This window comes from Paenibacillus sp. HWE-109, from assembly GCF_022163125.1.
GTDB lineage: Bacteria > Bacillota > Bacilli > Paenibacillales > NBRC-103111 > Paenibacillus_E.
Map to the genome: position 1 here is coordinate 5,405,308 of NZ_CP091881.1, position 18,287 is coordinate 5,423,594.

Genomic DNA, 18,287 nt, shown 5'->3' on the forward strand with positions numbered 1-18,287 from the left:
ATGTCTCGTTTGAGCATTTTGTGAGATAACCTTTTATTAATTCATAGATATTATTTAATGAAATCAGACTTTTGGAGCAGCTTTTGTACAATCACAGCAACTTCAGCTCTCGTAATAAGGGCTTTCGGTGCTAACGCTTTGTCGCTTCTGCCCGTTACGATTCCAGCTTGCAAGCAATCAGCAATACTGTTTTGTGCCCAATTCGCTGCCTTATCGGCATCGAGATAAGGACGAAGTGCAGCATCTGCCGCTTGGGCAGACAGCTTAGCTTTCAATTCAGTCATTTTCATTGCTTTTGCGATGATGACCATAGCTTGTTCTCGGGTAATTTTGTCATTCGGATGGAACTCACCAGTATCAAAACCACTGATCAATTGAATCCCATAAGCTGTATTTATCGCGCTGCTGTACCAATCTGAAGCTTTTACGTCGGTAAAAGGAGCCGTTCCTTTTTCCAACTTAAGCCCCATGCCTCGAACAACAATAGCCGTAAACTCAGCACGGGTAATTTCTCGGTCAGGACTGAATAAACTTCCCCCAGTTCCTTCTATGACCATCCTTGATCCCATGTTGTTAACCGCATCTTTGGCCCAGTGATTTTCCATATCTGCGAATGCAATTGGATGCCAGATGACGGAATACGTACTGTTCGTCATGCTATTCACTTTCGCAAAGTAATTGCCGTCCATCTGAACAACCTTGGTTGGTACATGACGTACCGTTCCATCTGGATCAACAACAATTGCTGTAGTAATCTTATTCGGATCCACACCTTCTGGAATAGCAATCGTGCGTTCCACGAAAGCATTGAACTTCGACATTTCGATCGTTTCATTTCCATATATGCCTCTAACTGTAAAGTTAATGGATGGTGCAACAAGCGTAAAGGTTCCTTTTTCCGCTGCATTCTCAACAACTTTAGCCGCTTCAGCAGTCAGGGTCGCAATTTCGATCTGAACCTTAATGTCTCCCAAAGATAAGGCCTTTCCAAACTGCTCAGATATCGCAGCAATATTAATTTGCTCGGCAGGCAGCGTATAGGTTGCACCATCTGTTTTGATCGCCAGAACAGCCTGCTTGTTTTGCATATTTTTAATCAGTTGACCATTCATTTCACCAATAACAACATTGGATTGACCTACTATCGGAATGGTAATTAGGGTATGCTGACCTTCCTCAGCAAGCTTGCTTTCCACTTTGTTCTGGTCTAGCGATACGGTTGTTACGGTTTGCTCATCTCGCTTGGCAGCCGTTGCTGTTCCCAAATTTTCCACCTTGCCATTAACCAACACCTCTATACCTGTTGCCGCTGGCACTGATGTCGAAGTGCCGCCGCTGCCACTGCCGCTATCGCCGCTATTATTTTCTGATGGTGCGCTAGGAATGACTTCGCTAGATGCGGCTGAAGAGATGCTGCTGCCAACACGATTGATTGCCTTCACTGTAAATGTGTAAGCCTTCTGATTCGTCAAACCTGTAATTGTTATTGGACTTGCTGCTCCAGTCACCTTGATCCCATCAGGCAAACCGGTTACTTCATATGCAGTAATCTCATTGCCGCCATTGTCTGTCGGTGCCGCAAAAGTTATAGTTGCTTGCCCGTTGCCTGCGACAGCAGTCACACTGGTCGGCGCCCCTGCAACTTTGGCAGGAGTTGCGCTTACTTGATTAGAAGCAGCACTCAAACCTCCTACATTGCCTGCCTTCACAACAAAGAAGTAATTCGTGCCGTTTGTCAGGTTCTCCGCGATATAAGCGGCCGTAGTCACAGTTGTAAAAGAAGAACTGTTATATTGCCCATCAGCTGTCGCCATATAAACATTGTAATAAGTTGCTTCTGTTACAGAACTCCAATTTAATGCAACTTGACGATCTCCTCCGATAGCGACAAGATCTTTCGGATTGGCCGGAACACCTGGCAAGTTAACGACTTGCGTCACCGTAAACGCAACATTCGCCATATGGTCAGCTGATACAGTGACCGTAGTTGTATAGGTACCTGCCGCCAAACCGTCTTTGGCTTTGATCGTGAAATTTGTAGTTGGCGTGCCTGTTGTCAACGTTGTCAAAGCTGGTTCTGTCACTACGAAATCCTCACCAGTTAATGAGACTGCTAAGTGAATCAGGTCTCCTGTGCCATCGCGCGTAATCGTAATCGTTTTGGTCTCCTGTGACCCAGGAACATATCCGCTTATCAATACCGCAGCGGATTTAGCTGAAATCGGGTCAATCGTATAGGTTAGCGCGTTCACCGTTACCTTTACGACTGAGCTTATTGCCGTTGCCGTCTGATTGCCCGTCGCATTGCTGTCCGTGTTCGTCACTTTAGCATAGTAGTAGATAATCCCAGGCATTGCTGTTGGGACTGTCAATATTGCGTTGGTTTCACCGTTAAGAAGTGAACCGCCACTCGTGCTGTTGGTTGTATTGCTGTACCATTGATAACTCAATGCTGGGCTTCCACTTGCTGCTACTGTTAGCGTCGCAACACTGCCTTCATTCACTGTTTGGTCTATCGGCTGCGTTGTTATGCTTGGTACCGCCGCATTCGTCAGCGCATTCACTATTACCTTTGCTGCTGAACTCGTTGCCGTTGCTGTTTTGTTGCCTGTCGCACTGTTATCCGTGTTCGTCACCACAGCATAATAGTACGTTGTGCCAACGGTTGCTGTTGGAACTGTTAATGCTGCGTTGGTCTCACCGCTGAGCAGTGTACCGCCGCTCGCGCTGTTGGTTGTATTGCTGTACCATTGATAACTCAATGCTGGGCTTCCACTTGCTGCTACTGTTAGCGTCGTAACACTGCCTTCATTCACTGTTTGGTCTATCGGCTGCGTTGTTATGCTTGGTACCGCCGCATTCGTCAGCGCATTCACCGTTACCTTCGCTGCTGAACTTGTTGCCGTTGCTGTTTGATTTCCAGTTGTATTGGAATCCGTGTTCGTCACGACCGCATAATAGTACGTTGTGCCAGGCGCTGCTGTTGGGACTGTCATTGTTGCGTTCGTTTTTCCATTAAGCAATACACCACCACTCGTACTGTTAATGCTATTGCTATACCATTGATAGCTCAACGATGCACTACCCGTTGCTGCTACGTTTAGCGTCGTAACGCTGCCTTCATTCACTGTTTGATCTGTCGGTTGCGTAGTTATGCTTGGCGCTGCTGCATTAGTCAGCGCTTGATCAATCACAATATTGTTGATGCCATGCCAACTCAGGCCCGCTGAGTATAGAAACACTTTATCCACATTGTCAAAAGTCGAATCCAATACAACATTCTTGGAACGATACTCATCCACCAAATCATCTGCAAGAAAGGAAGTACTGGCAACTTCCACTCCATCACGATAGCCTTTTACATCGATCGAAATCGGGTTAGTTTCTCCGAAATTTGAGTAATAGAAACCATTGATCTGGAATTTGCCACCATCCGAAGACTTTATGGCCATCCCTTTCCAACCAGTATCATTTAATAACGGATCATAGGTAGTGAGCGCATTAAAAAGATCATGCATACTTGAATCTCCATGCACTAATTTATTGCTCATTTGAGTTCCAGAAGTATCACTAATATTATAAAATTCTAAATTAATGTTCGGAACATCCTCCGAAGAGCCTTCACCATCCTTCGCAACCCCATTGTTCCATGCACTGCTTTCCAAAGAAGAAAATGTCACAGTATAAGGATTAGGAGTAAACGCATAAGCAGCACCCCCTCCTTGTATGTTGAAGAAACCAGAAAAGGTCACCAAACTACTAAGGACAACTATCGAAACCTTTTCACGAAATTTTAACCTTCCTATAATATAAATCATTCCTTCCATCTATTATTTGTCAACTGATTCCTCACAACATTCGACATACTCCTACAAAAACCTCCTTATTATGACACTTGCATATGTTTTATTTATTTGCATCGCTACGATATAAATGATTTCCACAACCTCGCCTAGCCCCCATATTTAGTGTAGAATGATTCCGAAGATATATTACAACTAAGAGGTGTTCCAATGTCTATAAGCTTCACTTCATCCATCATAAATCGATTAAAAAAAGAGATTGCAGAGGATCAACAGCAAAGCATCGATGAACAGAAGAAGAAAGAAAAAGTAATGTCCAAAATGAATCAATTGCAAAGAGATATAAAACTAAGCAATTCAGCCAGCGATTTAAACAGCAAAATGTCCAGAATGAACAAAATGAAAGAAGAAATCAAACGTATTGACCTTTCTCAAGCTGCTTTAGCTAAACAATTAACGGCTAAGCATGCTGCGCTGCAAGAGCAAATTGCCAAAAATCAACAACAAGAGAAATAAAAACGGCCTCACGGAATATAATTTTTAGCCAAACCACAAAAAGACGGATTTCACACACAGATGAACAACGTGAAATGCGTCTTTTTGTGACGAAAAATTTCAAAAGAATCTCAGTAAATAAAAGGAATTCAAGTGCAAATGTGGAATAACTACATTAACGTATATGCTCGAAACGAAAAAGATAAACAAGGGAGGTTTTCTTATGAAATCAACAGGTATCGTTAGAAAAGTAGATGAGCTGGGACGCATCGTTCTGCCGATTGAACTCCGACGCACACTTCATATTGACATTGGCGACGCCATTGAGGTTTATGTCGATCCGGAACGAATAACACTTAAAAAGTACATGCCTGCCTGTGTGTTCTGTGGTAATTTCGAAAATATGACTTATTTCAAAGGGAAGCTGGTCTGTGGTTCCTGCGTTGATGAAATCGTTTAGTTCTTAAATCCCTACCCCAAAAAGGCACTACGTCGCACAGCTGAACGTTATCAGCTATGCGACTCAGTGCCTTTTCCCCATTCTATTTCACTTTGATATGAACTTGATCTGGGCGATAGACTGCCAGCAAATTCCCGTCTTTATCTGCCGCGAACATGACTGTACGCTCTGCTTCCAGTTCGAAGGCATAGCTCCGGCCAGTAACAGGATCTTTCACCTCAATTTCGGTATCTACGCTGAACTCCGATACGAAGATATATAAGGAACCTTTCGCAAAGCTGAGCTTCCGCCCATAAATACCAGGCAGCTGCCCGCCTTTAACCCAAGTGAGCTCAGCTTGCACACCAGCCTCTGCCAATGCGAAATTATACAACGCCTCAATGCATTCACTTCGATCATTCAGCTCAATCGGAAGAGGACACCAGATAAGTTTTCCTTTGCCCAGCTCATAGGTTTCAACGATCCCATGCTGGGAATTCCATGTACCGCTGTTTCCTTTTCCACCCGACAAAGCCACCTCTTTATTCAGCTGTGCAATGCGCGCACCACCGAAGGAAACCGGATGCACCTTGCCGCTTAGCACCATAGCTTCCTCACGCAGAACGTTGCTTAACACGGTGTCGCCGACAATCTCGGTCAATCGCGCCACGGGTGTCCAATATTCATTTAGCCCAAGTGGCCCTGTAAATAATAGAGTGCCTCCATTTGAACGCACATGTGCTGCAAGCTTTTCTAATGCAGCATCGCTGAAATTATGCGCACTTGGTACGATGATCAGTTTAGGATGAGCTTGAGCCAATGCGTCCAAATGATACTCGCCAAGTCCGCGGAAAGGCACATTCATCGAGTAGGCCAGCGTACGCGTGAGTTTGGACGTGGCATCGCCAGCTAATTTCCGCGTAGAGAAATCATTGGAATAAGGGAATACAGCTACCACTTCCTCCAGCTTTCGATCCACGAACAAGTCACGAATGCTGCCCATGAACGCGCCAAAGTCATAAGAGACATCTGCTTCCGGCTTCTCCGTCCCATCTGCCCGAAGCGCCCCGATATGGGATTCATTGATATTGTTCATGTAAAAGTTAATATTCCAAATCCATTGAACGGCTCCCGCTCCACCCGTTGCAAATGAATAGGCATATTTACGCTCAAGAATATTGCGCAGCTCGTGTTCGGAGCGTTTTGCGCGGCCATCTGCCGTTTCTACATACATGATCCCTGTTTCTTGAATCAAGCTTGGCTTATCTGGTGCTTTGGAGAAAATACCGTCCCAAACCAGTTGATCCATCAGCCACCACGTATGAACCGTCGTATAATCAACCGCATCTGCATAGAAAAATGGAGAAGGACGCTGAGCTCCTAAGCCTTCATCTTGTCCTACTGTCGCCAAATGCGCCGGATTAATACTGCGAATTGTGGCAATTAATTCATGTGCCCAACGATTGTGCATATCCATCGTAAACAGTGTGTAATCCAGCCACGGTGATCCCTTTTTCTCCAGTGTTTCAGTTGTGTTCATATTCATTTCAGCAACGTCCGGCAACCGCACACTTGCAAAATCCGGCAGTTCTTCCGTTGTCATGTTCCAGCGCTCTTGCAGCTTGCGGATATCAAGATGCCGAGTCTCGAGCCAGTTCACAAAAGCTTCCTGTTCGAAGCGGTCATGCGCCGACTGAGGACCGGCAAAAGGCTTGTTCGGATTAAACATGGACGGTTCATTGATTAGATCCCAGTGCACGTTCGTCGTGTTTTGATGTCTGGAAACGATCGAAGAGATGAAGCGTTTCTGCGCTTCAACGCTGCGCGGGTCCAGATAAGGGTTAACCCCTTCCCATAACTCTGGTGTGAAAGCAAAGAAGTTGAACGTCACTTCAATGTTATGTCTTTTGCAAGTCAGAATGAAAGCATCAATGGAACGCAGAACTTCTTCATAAGGATGCCCATCCACAAACATAACTTGACGCCAAGCCGACCATATTCCCGTACGCAGCAAATTAATTCCCGCTTTAACCATTTGCGCAATATCTCGATCCCATACGGATACGTTTGGCATGAATAAGAACTTGCGCGCCACATCGCTCGTCATATAAGTCATCCCTACAATCGGCAACGGACGTCCATCTTTCATAAAATAGTCGCGGTTACAAGACAGCGGTGTGCCCTCACGAAGCAGCTCCGCATCATAACCCCAGTAGCCTTGGTTAAAAATACGCGTTTCGCCCGTATTCGCAACCGCCGTACAAACAGCCGTATAATAGCCGGCTTCGATATCAACTGGAACATTTACCTTGTGATATGTAAGCTCCCGAGACGCCTTCATTTGGAAATCGGTTGTCCACACAGGCACGGGATCGCCGTCTTTCTTCACTTCAACAGTGAATGTCCAACCTGTATTCTCAAAGTTATCCCCGGCGCGATTCGCAAGAGTTTGCAATTGCACAGTCAGCGCTGCGCGATCACCTGGGTCATAGCACGCGTAGTTCGGTTTGAACCAGATTTCAGTCACACCTCTGGCTGTGAAGGCAGACAGCTCTTTCAGCAGCGTTGTTCCCCCCTGTGTCCAAAACAGATCATCAGTAACCAGATTTGCAAAAATCCAGCGACCGCCTGCGAAATCCCCCTTCGTATTTTCCAAAAGTACGATAGGTGCCGCAATCTCTCGTTCTTCACGTGAAATCCCTTTGAGAAGCGGGATCAGATGAGCATCCATGGGACCACTGGAACCGATTTGACCTGGGTTATCATCAGCACGTGTTACGTGAAGAACAAGACCAACCGTAGGCTGAACAGTCAGCAGTGATTCTTTGCCAGCAAGCAAAGCAAGCTCTGAATGTGCTGCATAACGAGCAATCGGTGACGGATCAACAGGCAGAACCTCATGGATTTGAAGCTGCTGATGATACGCTGTTTGTTCCGCCTCTATTTCCCAGTCAGATGCACCTGCATAAACGGGATTTCGGAAAGGCGCACTCCCCACATGAATAAGCCCTTTGCCCGCTCTCACATGCTTCATGATGGCTTGCCATGCCTTTTTAGGGAAATAACGTCCGTGGAGATGAACCAAATTCGCTGCGCCTTGGGCTAGCGCTTCTTCCAATTCATCCGCTGCTGCAATGCGGCCAAACTGTGTTAATTCCTCTAGATGATCGTTGTTCGGGCGAGTCCCTTCATAAGGAAACGACGGATCATAAAATATGATCGAATTATTCATATTCATCCTCCAACACGGATTTATTTTGTTATTCTTGTTAGGCTAACAATATTTATTGTGATCATACTGTAATCAATTTCTCTCTGTAGGTCAACTCATTTTCAATAAGAGATTCCAACCATCATTGACAATAGTTAATTAATATATAAAAATGTAATTTGTTAGTTTTGTTATGTTATTTCATTTCTAGTAAGAGGGTGTCTCGTTTGAGCAAAAAAATATCTATGCAGCAAATTGCCGACCGGCTCGGCATATCCAAATATACCGTCTCCCAAGCGTTATCCGGCAAATCGGGCGTAAGCGTTGAGAATCGGCTGCGTATTCAAGAGACTGCAAGGGCTATGGGCTACCTTATTCAGGGCAGAGCTCATGGCACAAACAAAGAAAGCACCCTGACAGATTCAGCAGAAATGGATCAAGCAGCTAGTTCCAAAGAAGTCAGCCCTTACATACTGGTTTGGATTCAAGCCATGTATCAGCAGGACAACCCTTTCTGGGGCAAAGTTCTCGCAGGCATTGCAACAGCTAGCAGTGAGCTGGGGTACGAGCATCTGATTGTTCCTGTCCTTAAGGGACATACGGATTCATTGCAGATTCCTTCCTACTTGGATCCTGCCTGCTGCGCTGGCCACTTGCTTGCTGGAACGTTTCCATCGCCTTCCGTTATTTCCCTGAAACAGACTGGCATTCCGCTAGTTTTAATTGATCACTTTGAACCCCTGGTCGATGTTGATTGTGTCCTGAACAATAATTTAGATGCTGGTAAAATGGCTTGTCAGCGGCTGCTTGCGGCGGGCTTGAAGCGATTAATATTCGTTGGCGACGATTCTTTCGCTGTCAGCTTTAAGGAGCGTTGGTGGGGATGCCGCCTGGCAATTGAAGACATTGCCGGTCCTGAGGAAACTTACTCCTTAAGGAGATGGCAGGTGCCTTATGGCCAGCCGCAGCTCGTCTCCTATCTAGAACGGAAAATAGCTGCATGGACCCCTGACAGCATGCCTGAAGGAATTATCTGTGCAAACGATCACTTAGCACTCGATCTGATTCCTATCCTCAAAGGCAAAGGAATTGATATACCGAGCCAAATCAAAATCGTCGCTTTCGACAACATTGAAGCTGCAGCCTACGCACAACCGCCGCTAAGCACAATTGAGCTTGCCAAAGAATCCTTAGGCATTCGCGCCGTTGAAACCCTGCTTTATCGAAGGAATCACCCTGGGAGGCAGTCGGAGAAAATCATTTTGTCATCGCGCTTCATTGCCCGAGATTCAGGTTAAATAACATTCAAACGCAAATAAGGCGTATAGATCAGCTCTTCAAAGAGCTCTATACGCCTCGCGAATGTGCAATCGGCTATAACCGAGAAAGAACAATGGAAACAAGGATACCCACTATAGCAATCCAAAACAAATAAGAGCGCAGTACCCGTGACAGGCTTTTGTCCTGCCGATCAATAACCGCTTTCTTTCGCGAGCTGCTGTCCTTCGTTTCCGAATCGAGCTCATCATTCACTTGCGAGCGCCAATTGATGAATTGAAAACCAATTCCGCTAACGACAACTGAAATCATCAGAAGAATTAGCGATCCCATAAATAATTTGTCCGATATGGACTGCATCATGTATCTAACCTTTCTGTCTTCACCTATACTCCTAACCAGTTCTCCTATTATACTTCAAATCCAGCTTCGAATACATATGGAAAAAGCTGCCCCAAGATCGGTTAGATCTATGGCGGCAGCCCCTTCGTTCAATACCTATTATAACGTTTTATCGCCCGGTTTCCAGTTCACTGGACAAAGTCCGCCAGCCTGCAGCGCTTGAAGCACTCGCAACGTTTCATCCACAGAACGTCCAACATTCATGTCCGTTATGACTTGGTAGCGAAGAACGCCTTCTGGATCGATAATGAACAGTCCACGGTGCGCAGCACCCGTTTCTTCGTCCAGAACACCATAATTGCGTGCTGTCTCTTTGGAAAAGTCACTGACCAATGGGAAATTCACAGGTCCGATCCCGTTTTGCTCCCTCGGTGTTTGTGTCCAAGCTCTGTGTGTATGAATGCTGTCAACAGAAGCACCTACAATTTCACAATCCAGCTCAGCAAACTGCGCGTAATTGTCACTAAAAGCCGTAATTTCAGTTGGGCATACGAAGGTGAAGTCAAAAGGCCAGAAGAAGAATATAAGCCATTTGCCGCGGTAATCCTCCAGCGTAATTTTCTCATCCAAAGTCTCCATATTTTTCGTCGACAAAAGTGAAAAGGAAGGAGCCGGCAGCCCTAATTTCGCGAATGGTTGTGTCGGTTGTAAGGTTAATTGTGTCATCGTATGATCTCCTCTTTCTATCTATTTATTGGGTTAGCTGAGATGAACTTGAGTTAGCTAGCGATTTCAGTCAATGCTTTTTTAAGTTTAGTGACGTTAAGGCCTAGAATTTTGTGCTCGCCAATGACCGTTACAGGCAAGGACATCAAGCCTAAATCATGCAGTTCTTGTCCATATTGATCGTTCAGATCGATATTTCTTTCTTCAAAAACAACCTGCTGATCGTTCAAATACTTCTTCAATTGTTGGCAATAAGGGCAATTTGTACTGGAATAAACAATGACATTAGACATGGCTATTCATCTCCTAGTTATTTGTATTGCGGGATTAATTGCGCCCGCTTATTAATAAATTTATCAACAGCCATAGCGGCAATGGCGCCGTCTGCTGCTGCAACAACTGCTTGTTTCACAGGTGTGCGTCTGACTTCACCCGCTCCGAAGACGCCGGCAACGGATGATTGCATCGAGCTGTCCAAAATCATGAAGCCCTCCTCATCCAGCGGAACTTGATCCTGCAAGAAATCCGTGCCAGGTTTGCTCCCGGACAGGAAAACGAACACACCGTCGACTTCCAGCACTTCTTCGGTACCAGAGCTTGTACGAATTTTGAGTCCTTGCACATGCTTGTCTCCAAGCACTTCAAGCGGCTTCGTTTTGTACAGAATCTGTGTTCCCTTCAATTCAGGAACGTGGTGAACACCCTGCAGCTCAGGACGCGGCACAACAAAGTAAATTTGGCTTGCGAATTTACTCAACGCTTGCGCTTCTTCCAGCGCTTCCTCCGAATCACCGATGACCGCGACCGTCTTCCCCTCGAAAAAAGCTCCATCGCACGTCGCGCAGGTGCTTACGCCGCGTCCAAGCAAGCTTTCTTCACCAGGCAGCATGCGATTGCGACCTTTTGAGCCTGTTGCAATAATGATCGATTTGCCTTCATAAATCCCATCTGCCGTAAAGACAAACTTCGTTTCGTCTTCCACATCCACAGCCGTAATCGTCGTTTGAACGAATTCCGCTCCGAACCCTTTGGCTTGTTCGCGCATGGTATCTAACAAATCTTTGCCGGATAGCTCGCCGATGACTCCTGGATAATTCGCAATTTTATGCGTAATCGCCAGTGCTCCTGTGTTGGGTGCCTTGTCGATAACTAACGTTTTTAGATTCCCACGTGCTGTATAAATGGCAGCGGAAGCTCCTGCGGGTCCAGCACCAATAATAATGACATCATACATTGCGCGGATCTCCTTCCATGCATATGCTCGTAATTCGATTGATAATTCATCTCACATAATAATTATTATAAATAAAAATTAATGAAAGTCAATCCTTTTTAATAATTATTATAAATAAGGAGAGGAATCCACTAGGGGGGCAGTCAAAACAGTGTTCATACATTAATCGAACACCATCGCTTGTGCTCGATACCAGGTTTACAACACACGACTATAAATTCGGCGATAAAGGCAGCCACAGTCGTAACTTAACGCGTGCATCGAATCCTATTTTTCACGTCTCAAGTCAGAGAATTTTAACTCAAACAATGTAAATCAGGAAATGAAGTTCATCAAGCGGTGGAAGATTATGTATTTTGAAGCTATATCCACCATTATCAGCCCATTGTATAAGTGTTCGATTTATTTACTCAATTCGTTAAGGATAGAAGAGTTACAGCATCCATAAGCAAGACTATATAGCTAAAGTGGAAATGATAAAAGCACCCTAACGGGTGCTCCTTTATGCTTCTGACGAGGATGTCTTTGTGGTTACGATCACAAAAGCTGGTGTTTTGTTTACCTGTCTGCCCCTCACTTGTACTTGTATGGACGGACTTTTTCATCAGAAGTATTATTGTCAAGCGGTAGCTGTTTAATTGCTGGCCGCTGGCTACGATCACTTCATCCCGTTATAACTAAGTGCTTAAAACAGCAGCGGTAAGTCCGGCAAAGTTTATAGTGATTGTTTGCCCCCCGGATAAAGCATTGCCTGTAGCTTGTAGAGTGTAGGTATGAGTTCCAGTCAGTGGTGCTTCGTCACAAGTGGTAAGAGCAGTCGTTATAGGGCTGTTTGCTGATACTGGAGTATCATTCGCAGTTCCGATTACAGTAGCATCATCACGAACGATTCTTAATGTAAATGTTGGATTTGCAGAACTCGGTGTCCATGTTGCGTAGGCGGTCAACCAAACTACGTTAGTAGTTGCAGCCACAGTTGCTGCTACAGTTAACACGGTGGCGGTTGGTGTTGTTGCGGTCAAAGTAATGGTTGGGGTGCCAGAAAACTTTTCACAATTAAATCCAGTTAAAAGCCCTGGGGCACCCGCTGGTCCCTGGGCTCCTGTGGCACCTGCTGGACCCGCTGGTCCTTGGGCTCCTGTGGCACCTGCTGGACCCGCTGGTCCTTGAGCTCCTGCTGGACCTGCTGGTCCTTGAGCTCCTGCTGGACCCGCTGGTCCTTGGGCTCCTGCTGGACCCGCTGGTCCTTGGGCTCCTGGAGGGCCTGGAGGGCCTGGTAATCTACCCATATGTGCTCACACTCCTTTAAGGTTACGTTCTAAATTTAAATTATTCATAACCGCCTTCGATTGTTACAATTGTACTCTAATGACAAATGTACTCTATGGAAACACAACAAATTTTTATTATTGAATTACATTGTTGTCCATGCATTTTCCTTCTCGTGACATAACATACTTACATGTCCCTTAGTAATAAGTAAGGAGGAAAATAGTGAAAACGAAATATAGTTCTATAGGAATTATGGTTAATAAAGGTAATGAGAGAAAGTATGTTCTTAAAAAGTATCTTGATTGCAATATGAAGAGTATTAAGATGTTCTGTTTTACCCCCTCTGATGTCGATTGGGAACGGAAGAGCATTATCGGATATCACCGTGTTAATCGAAGATGGATAGTGAGTAGATTTCCCTTTCCCCAGGTTGTTTACAACCGTTGTTACACTTTGAATCCCAGTTTTATTGAACGGTTAGAGAAAGTAATTGGCATTAATAAGTGCTTCAATCACATAAACCAATTTAACAAATATGAAACTTATCAAAAATTAAATGAATGGCTTGTACATCATTTGCCGGAAACTGTCCCCTTTGATAAGGAGAACGCTGCCCGTCTACTAAAAATTCATAAAGTTTTATACTTAAAACCTTTTTACGGACATAGCGGGATAGGTGTATATCGTGTGGAGTTGAAGAATTCAGGGGAAATTCAATTTGGCCACAACCATTTTTTACCAGAATATCTTGTAGGAGACATTCTGCAATTTCAAGTGAGAATTCAGGAACTTCTTGGATCCACTCCCTACATTATTCAAAAGGGAATCAATACCCCGAAAATAAATGATAAAAACTTCGATATCCGAGTGCTTGTGCAAAAAAATATGAAGGGCTTATGGTCTGTAACGAATGTCGTCAGTCGTATAGCTCATAGGGGTTATTTTAATACAAGCATCTGTGAAAAAGTTTGTTTATCAGAAGAAGTACTCAACTTTTTCTATCCTCCCGGTATGGTTAATGCTATTTTTCAATCAATTTATGACCTCAGTTTAAGAAGCGCAGAAATTATGGAATTACATGCTGGTTACCATCTTGGTGAGCTTAGCGTTGACTTTGCGTTGGACAACGTTGGTCATATTTGGATAATTGAAGTAAATGGCAAGCCGCAAAAAGATCTATATGATAAAATCCGAGAACAAAAAAATGTCTATAAGCGTCCACTACAATATGCTCACTTTTTATCTAGACATGAATCTATTCGATGACCCAGTATATGGATTGTGGATTGGCCGGGATATTCCTTTTCAGCTGATGCGTAGTCAGCAATAGGCGATTAATGATAAAACCGAACAGACGGTAGCCGAGGGATATTTTCGCTAACCTTCTTTTTAAGTGACTTCCTTGATATTTCAAGAAATCCGGAGAAAAATGGAGAAAGGCTCTTTCGCTTTCGATGCGATCAGAGCCTTTGTTTTGTACCTAATCTTATTTAACAGGGTTTGCAGGATGCTCATATTTCCCGATTTGTTTAAGTCGGTCCCAGGCCGAATGCCATGGCAGATCCCGCCGAGATCATAGAAATTGCTCGGCCTCGTCTTTCATATGGAATATACCGGCTGGCGATAACAAGACCAAGTCCCGGCGTCACACCTGCGCCAGCAGACTGCGCAATTCGAGCAAATAATAGCGCTTGAAAATTTGCGGCAAAAACGCCGAAGACAGATGCGAGACCCAATATCACTAATCCAACCGTCAACAATCTTCGGATTGATAGTACGTCAGAGAGCCTACTGTAAATCATAGTCGATAAGGCATAGCCAATCGAGTAACTTGAAAACCAGTAATTTTATAGTTTGGCAAGAAGTTCTTCCGTTGTGAGTATTGCATGGGCAAATGTAGGGCCGTTAATTTCATGTGCCACATGTAACGCCTCTTTTGTAAAAGCCGATGTCGCATCTTTGACGAGCGTAACATTGTAGCCCAGCTCCATGCCGAATCTCGCGGTTGCTTCGATGCAAGTATTGGCTAACATGCCGACAACGATAATTTTTTGCACGCCATGCATCTTTAGCTGATGATCCAGATCTGTGTTCGCGAATCCACTGCTGCCCCAATGCTCTTTAATAATCACGTCGCCTTGTTGAGGTTGGAAATCTTGATGGAATTCCCCTCCCCATGAATCTTTAGCAAACACCTGACCTTGTTTTGCTTTAAGTTGATACGGCGTCGGATGCAGCCAAGTATCAAAATCATTTGGTTCAGATCTGTGATGAGGCACATAAAAAACGCGAATGCTGGCCTTACGAGCAGCTTCAACAGTCTCTTTTAAATGTTTGATCATGTTTACGGATTCCGATACTTCTTTTGTACGAGGATAAAGCTTGCCTTCCTCTGACAAAAAATCATTATACGGATCAACCAATAGAAGTCCTGTCGTTGTTTTATCATACACTTTTGTCATGAGTATGCACTCCTTTTTGTAGTTATCAATGGTATTTAATCCTTAATGGTGTAAAGGCGCTCCTAGCGAGTTGATGAAGACTCTCCGTCAACGACGGTTTCTGTTTCGTAACTGTAACGAATCATCCAAAAGCCAGCCATTCGGTGCAGTTTATACCGTCGAAAAACACTTAGGTAATGTTTATCTTGAGCATACACACTGTCAAGTCTGCCGAAGATATAACTGCATTAGACACCTCCTGTTTATGCCTTATCCTTCTCATTTCAATAATGCGAATATTTCCCAATACTCTGAAATGATTAACATCACCGTTATACACGTTAAACAACAGAAAAACATTAACGCCATGACGGCTGAACTCATAATCGTAGGACTAAAAATAAGCGCTTGAAGTACCCCGCTCCCTTTAAATCTGCCGTTCAATACAACGGCAACCAGAAAAGCTAGCGGGATTGCCAGAATTAGTTGCCCCCTGCATACATGTATACTGTCGTAATCATAGAACGTAGGAATGTGCTTCTCCCCCAATATATCACGCACCTTTTGGCTCGATCATGTAAAATCCATAGATCGCATGTTCAAAATCCATCGCATTTGGGTGAAAAACGATTACTTTTTCCTAGGCTTAAACCAAGTTATTATTGAAAGGAGTACAGCAGCCACAACCAGCGTTACGGGCAGCACCCAAGGAGCTTGAAGTACAAGACTGGAATCCCAAGGCAATTGAAATCTCATGGCAGCGCACTCCTCGTTTTCATTTTTCCTAACAGTGAAAGCACAAGTATGATCCCAGGTAGAACAACATACATCGGGACCACTACGAAATTCGCTAAACTTCCTAACCAAACTTGTAAATGCTCAGATAAGTTATTGGCCATTGTCATTGAAATGAAAAAGGCTAATAAAACCGTGATCCAGATTGCAGGATGATCATTAGAGGCGTGTGTCAATTCTCGCATACAAAATACAGCGGCAAACAAGTAAACAGCTACCTTGATAAACGCCGAGCACATAAAATACATCGCACCAAGAACTTCTAAATTTTCCAGAAAATCTTCAACACTTGCAAGCTTTAAAATCGTATACGCGGGAAATATCATCTTCTGAAAAAGATTCTCGCCCAAAGCCGTTATCGCTAACACATCAAACAGAACAACAAGTAAACCAGCAAACAGGGCTGCCCCAACACTGACACGCCCTAAATTTCCTTTCTTGTTTAACAAGCAATAAAATACAAACATCACAAAACACTCACCGTAAGTGGTAGTAACACCTACTGGCCATAAACTGTTCCCTACTTTGCCAAATCCATCGGCAAGCATAGGTCTCAAATAGTCGCTATGCAAACTCCCCGAGGCCAGAAGAACGATGGTTTCGAATATAATAAAAATAATAAGTATAGGTAATAGCACACCTGTTATTCGGAACAAAACCTCAATTCCAGCATACAGAACGTATAAAAATAACAGGATAAGCATTCCGATGAAGAACCATGCCGGTGTTTTGGGAAGCAGTGTAAGCGGGACTAGGAACCTAAGGTCACAAATAATTCGTGCAGCTGTGTAAATAAAGAAAATGGGATACAGCCAAGCGATCGGTGTGCCAAGCCATTTGCCAAACAACTTTGTAAATACGCCAACCAACGAGCCGAAACTATTTAACTTTGAGATCGTGACATAGCCCGCAATGAGTATCCCTCCAAGTAAAGAGGATAGTAGGGCAGAGAGCCAGGCATCTCGTCCAGAGTCAGTGCCAAAGCCAAAAATGACCGTTGTTCCAAGCTCAAACAAAACCATCAGTGAAAAAAAATGATAAGAAGAAATGGTCATTACCGCATCTCCTCCTTGATAGCACCTTTGCCTATCAATCCCGTCTGAACAACCTGCAGATTCACTGAAGTATGAACTTCAATGCCTGGAAACGTATTTCTCCAATTAGCGGAATAAAAGCTTTTCCATATTTGCGGATCCTGTTTATAAATGTTTTGGCCAAATCCAAATATATCTGATTTTAATTCTGTCTGGACTTTCTTACAAAGCATTTGGATCATATCCTCTACTTCATTAACAAATAAACCGCTTAGAAGAATTTTATTGGAGGAAGCGCTCAAATCAAGCTCCGATGTATTCTCAGAGATGTTAATGGAAGCAGAAATTTGGATATCCATTTGGGTATTGTCCTTCTGTATGCGCGGTAGTACTTTACTATGAACATTCGTTATTTCCCCGCTTACATGTCCTCCGCCTAAATTCTCAGGAATTTCCACTGTGACGACCCCTTCGTGCTTCTCATTTCGAATCCATAGCAGGCCCATAAGCTCCGTATCGTTAAGCCAGCCTATCAAACGGTCATCTTGGAAAACGGCAGCACCTTTGGAAACCATTAAGTTATTGGAACCATCCCGGTCCGCGCTCTTCTCTGAAGGGACAACCGAGATTTGTAACGCATAAGCTTCTTGCCCTTCGTCTGTTAACATCGTTAAAAAGCGTCCTAACTCAACCGTTGAACCGCTGTTTTCATGTAATTCTCCCCTAATGACTTCGGAAGCTAATTTCTCAAATTTGGGTTTGAATTTAAGCACATCCGCCGCTTCTAATTTCGTGACTATGATGGCGCTCTTGAGCTGAGACTGTCTATTGCGTACAAAAAAATCGAGTGTCGGCAATGTGCCGTGTCTGGCAAGCTTTTCCCCAAATACGATAACTCGATTATGCGAAAAAAATAGTTTGCGCGGGAGCTTAGCTTGTAGTTTGTTGTAGGCATCCATGACAGTTTTCCCCTGTTCCCCAACGACCCACCCGGCGGTAACTTCCAACTTCGATTCACCTCCGCCATTCGCGGAAGTCGTGCCAATAAGCCTAGGAATCGCCAGCAGCAGTGTCACCCGAATCAAATCTTTCTCTATCAAATCGATACCAATGGCAGTTACGATAGCGATATCGTTGACTTCCCTTCGTCCCCAGCACCCGCTGAGTAGAAGAACACAAAGTAATAAAATAAAAATCCGCTTAATGTTTGGAAGCAT

At 44.3% G+C, this 18,287-nt stretch carries 15 protein-coding genes and 1 pseudogene; 4 read left to right on the top strand and 12 right to left on the bottom strand.

All coding sequences use genetic code 11. From position 1 onward, the window contains the following. Positions 1–50 precede the first annotated feature (50 nt). Positions 51–3,518 carry an S-layer homology domain-containing protein gene (locus LOZ80_RS23025; protein WP_238166890.1) on the bottom strand — a complete coding sequence of 1,156 codons (3,468 nt, stop codon included), beginning with the start codon at positions 3,516–3,518 and terminating at the stop codon, positions 51–53. Positions 3,519–4,013: 495 nt separating this feature from the next. Between LOZ80_RS23025 and LOZ80_RS23030 the strand changes: the two genes are divergently transcribed. Together LOZ80_RS23030 and LOZ80_RS23035 are read left to right on the top strand one after the other, a co-directional pair. Continuing rightward, entirely contained in the window at positions 4,014–4,319 is a 306-nt protein-coding gene (locus tag LOZ80_RS23030) for a hypothetical protein (RefSeq protein WP_238166891.1), read from the top strand. Between the two features lie 202 nt (positions 4,320–4,521). After that, complete coding sequence (locus LOZ80_RS23035) at positions 4,522–4,758, top strand: AbrB/MazE/SpoVT family DNA-binding domain-containing protein (protein WP_208629919.1); 237 nt, start codon at positions 4,522–4,524, stop codon at positions 4,756–4,758. Positions 4,759–4,840: 82 nt separating this feature from the next. Here LOZ80_RS23035 and LOZ80_RS23040 read toward each other — a convergent pair whose 3' ends face one another. After that, positions 4,841–7,969: a beta-galactosidase gene (locus LOZ80_RS23040; RefSeq protein ID WP_238166892.1), complete on the bottom strand. Its 3,129-nt coding sequence runs from the start codon at positions 7,967–7,969 to the stop codon at positions 4,841–4,843. Positions 7,970–8,166: 197 nt separating this feature from the next. Here LOZ80_RS23040 and LOZ80_RS23045 point away from each other — a divergent pair, with 197 nt between their 5' ends. Next, positions 8,167–9,246, top strand: coding sequence for a LacI family DNA-binding transcriptional regulator (locus LOZ80_RS23045; RefSeq protein ID WP_238166893.1), 1,080 nt, complete (start codon positions 8,167–8,169; stop codon positions 9,244–9,246). Positions 9,247–9,322: 76 nt separating this feature from the next. Here LOZ80_RS23045 and LOZ80_RS23050 read toward each other — a convergent pair whose 3' ends face one another. The 5 genes from LOZ80_RS23050 to LOZ80_RS23070 all read right to left on the bottom strand — a co-directional run bounded on the left by LOZ80_RS23050 (position 9,323) and on the right by LOZ80_RS23070 (position 12,817). Continuing rightward, complete coding sequence (locus LOZ80_RS23050) at positions 9,323–9,589, bottom strand: hypothetical protein (protein ID WP_079421276.1); 267 nt, start codon at positions 9,587–9,589, stop codon at positions 9,323–9,325. Between the two features lie 138 nt (positions 9,590–9,727). Next, the gene (locus LOZ80_RS23055) at positions 9,728–10,294 is read right to left on the bottom strand and encodes a peroxiredoxin (RefSeq protein WP_079421277.1); all 567 of its coding nucleotides are present in this window, start codon (positions 10,292–10,294) and stop codon (positions 9,728–9,730) included. Between the two features lie 53 nt (positions 10,295–10,347). Continuing rightward, the gene (locus LOZ80_RS23060; protein WP_238166894.1) at positions 10,348–10,587 is read right to left on the bottom strand and encodes a glutaredoxin family protein; all 240 of its coding nucleotides are present in this window, start codon (positions 10,585–10,587) and stop codon (positions 10,348–10,350) included. A gap of 17 nt (positions 10,588–10,604) precedes the next feature. Continuing rightward, positions 10,605–11,528, bottom strand: coding sequence for an NAD(P)/FAD-dependent oxidoreductase (locus LOZ80_RS23065; RefSeq protein WP_238166895.1), 924 nt, complete (start codon positions 11,526–11,528; stop codon positions 10,605–10,607). A gap of 677 nt (positions 11,529–12,205) precedes the next feature. Continuing rightward, a complete protein-coding gene (locus LOZ80_RS23070) occupies positions 12,206–12,817 on the bottom strand; it encodes a hypothetical protein (RefSeq protein ID WP_238166896.1) in 612 nt (203 codons plus the stop codon). Between the two features lie 205 nt (positions 12,818–13,022). Here LOZ80_RS23070 and LOZ80_RS23075 point away from each other — a divergent pair, with 205 nt between their 5' ends. Further along, positions 13,023–14,066, top strand: a complete 1,044-nt coding sequence (locus LOZ80_RS23075; protein WP_238166897.1) for a YheC/YheD family endospore coat-associated protein — start codon at positions 13,023–13,025, stop codon at positions 14,064–14,066. A gap of 263 nt (positions 14,067–14,329) precedes the next feature. Here LOZ80_RS23075 and LOZ80_RS23080 read toward each other — a convergent pair. From LOZ80_RS23080 to LOZ80_RS23095, 5 genes and pseudogenes are all read right to left on the bottom strand, one after another. Next, positions 14,330–14,629 (bottom strand): annotated as a pseudogene (locus LOZ80_RS23080) (MFS transporter); the annotation flags it as partial. An 18-nt stretch (positions 14,630–14,647) separates the two neighbouring features. Continuing rightward, positions 14,648–15,262, bottom strand: a complete 615-nt coding sequence (locus LOZ80_RS23085) for a cysteine hydrolase family protein (protein ID WP_238166899.1) — start codon at positions 15,260–15,262, stop codon at positions 14,648–14,650. 609 nt (positions 15,263–15,871) lie between these two features. Next, positions 15,872–15,997, bottom strand: coding sequence for a hypothetical protein (locus LOZ80_RS39200; protein ID WP_283214685.1), 126 nt, complete (start codon positions 15,995–15,997; stop codon positions 15,872–15,874). After that, on the bottom strand, positions 15,994–17,091 hold the full coding sequence (locus LOZ80_RS23090) for a GerAB/ArcD/ProY family transporter (RefSeq protein WP_238166900.1): 1,098 nt from the start codon (positions 17,089–17,091) through the stop codon (positions 15,994–15,996). Before LOZ80_RS23090 ends, LOZ80_RS39200 begins: the two co-directional genes overlap by 4 nt. Further along, a complete protein-coding gene (locus tag LOZ80_RS23095) occupies positions 17,091–18,287 on the bottom strand; it encodes a Ger(x)C family spore germination protein (protein ID WP_238166901.1) in 1,197 nt (398 codons plus the stop codon). The genes LOZ80_RS23090 and LOZ80_RS23095 overlap by 1 nt, the downstream gene beginning before the upstream one ends.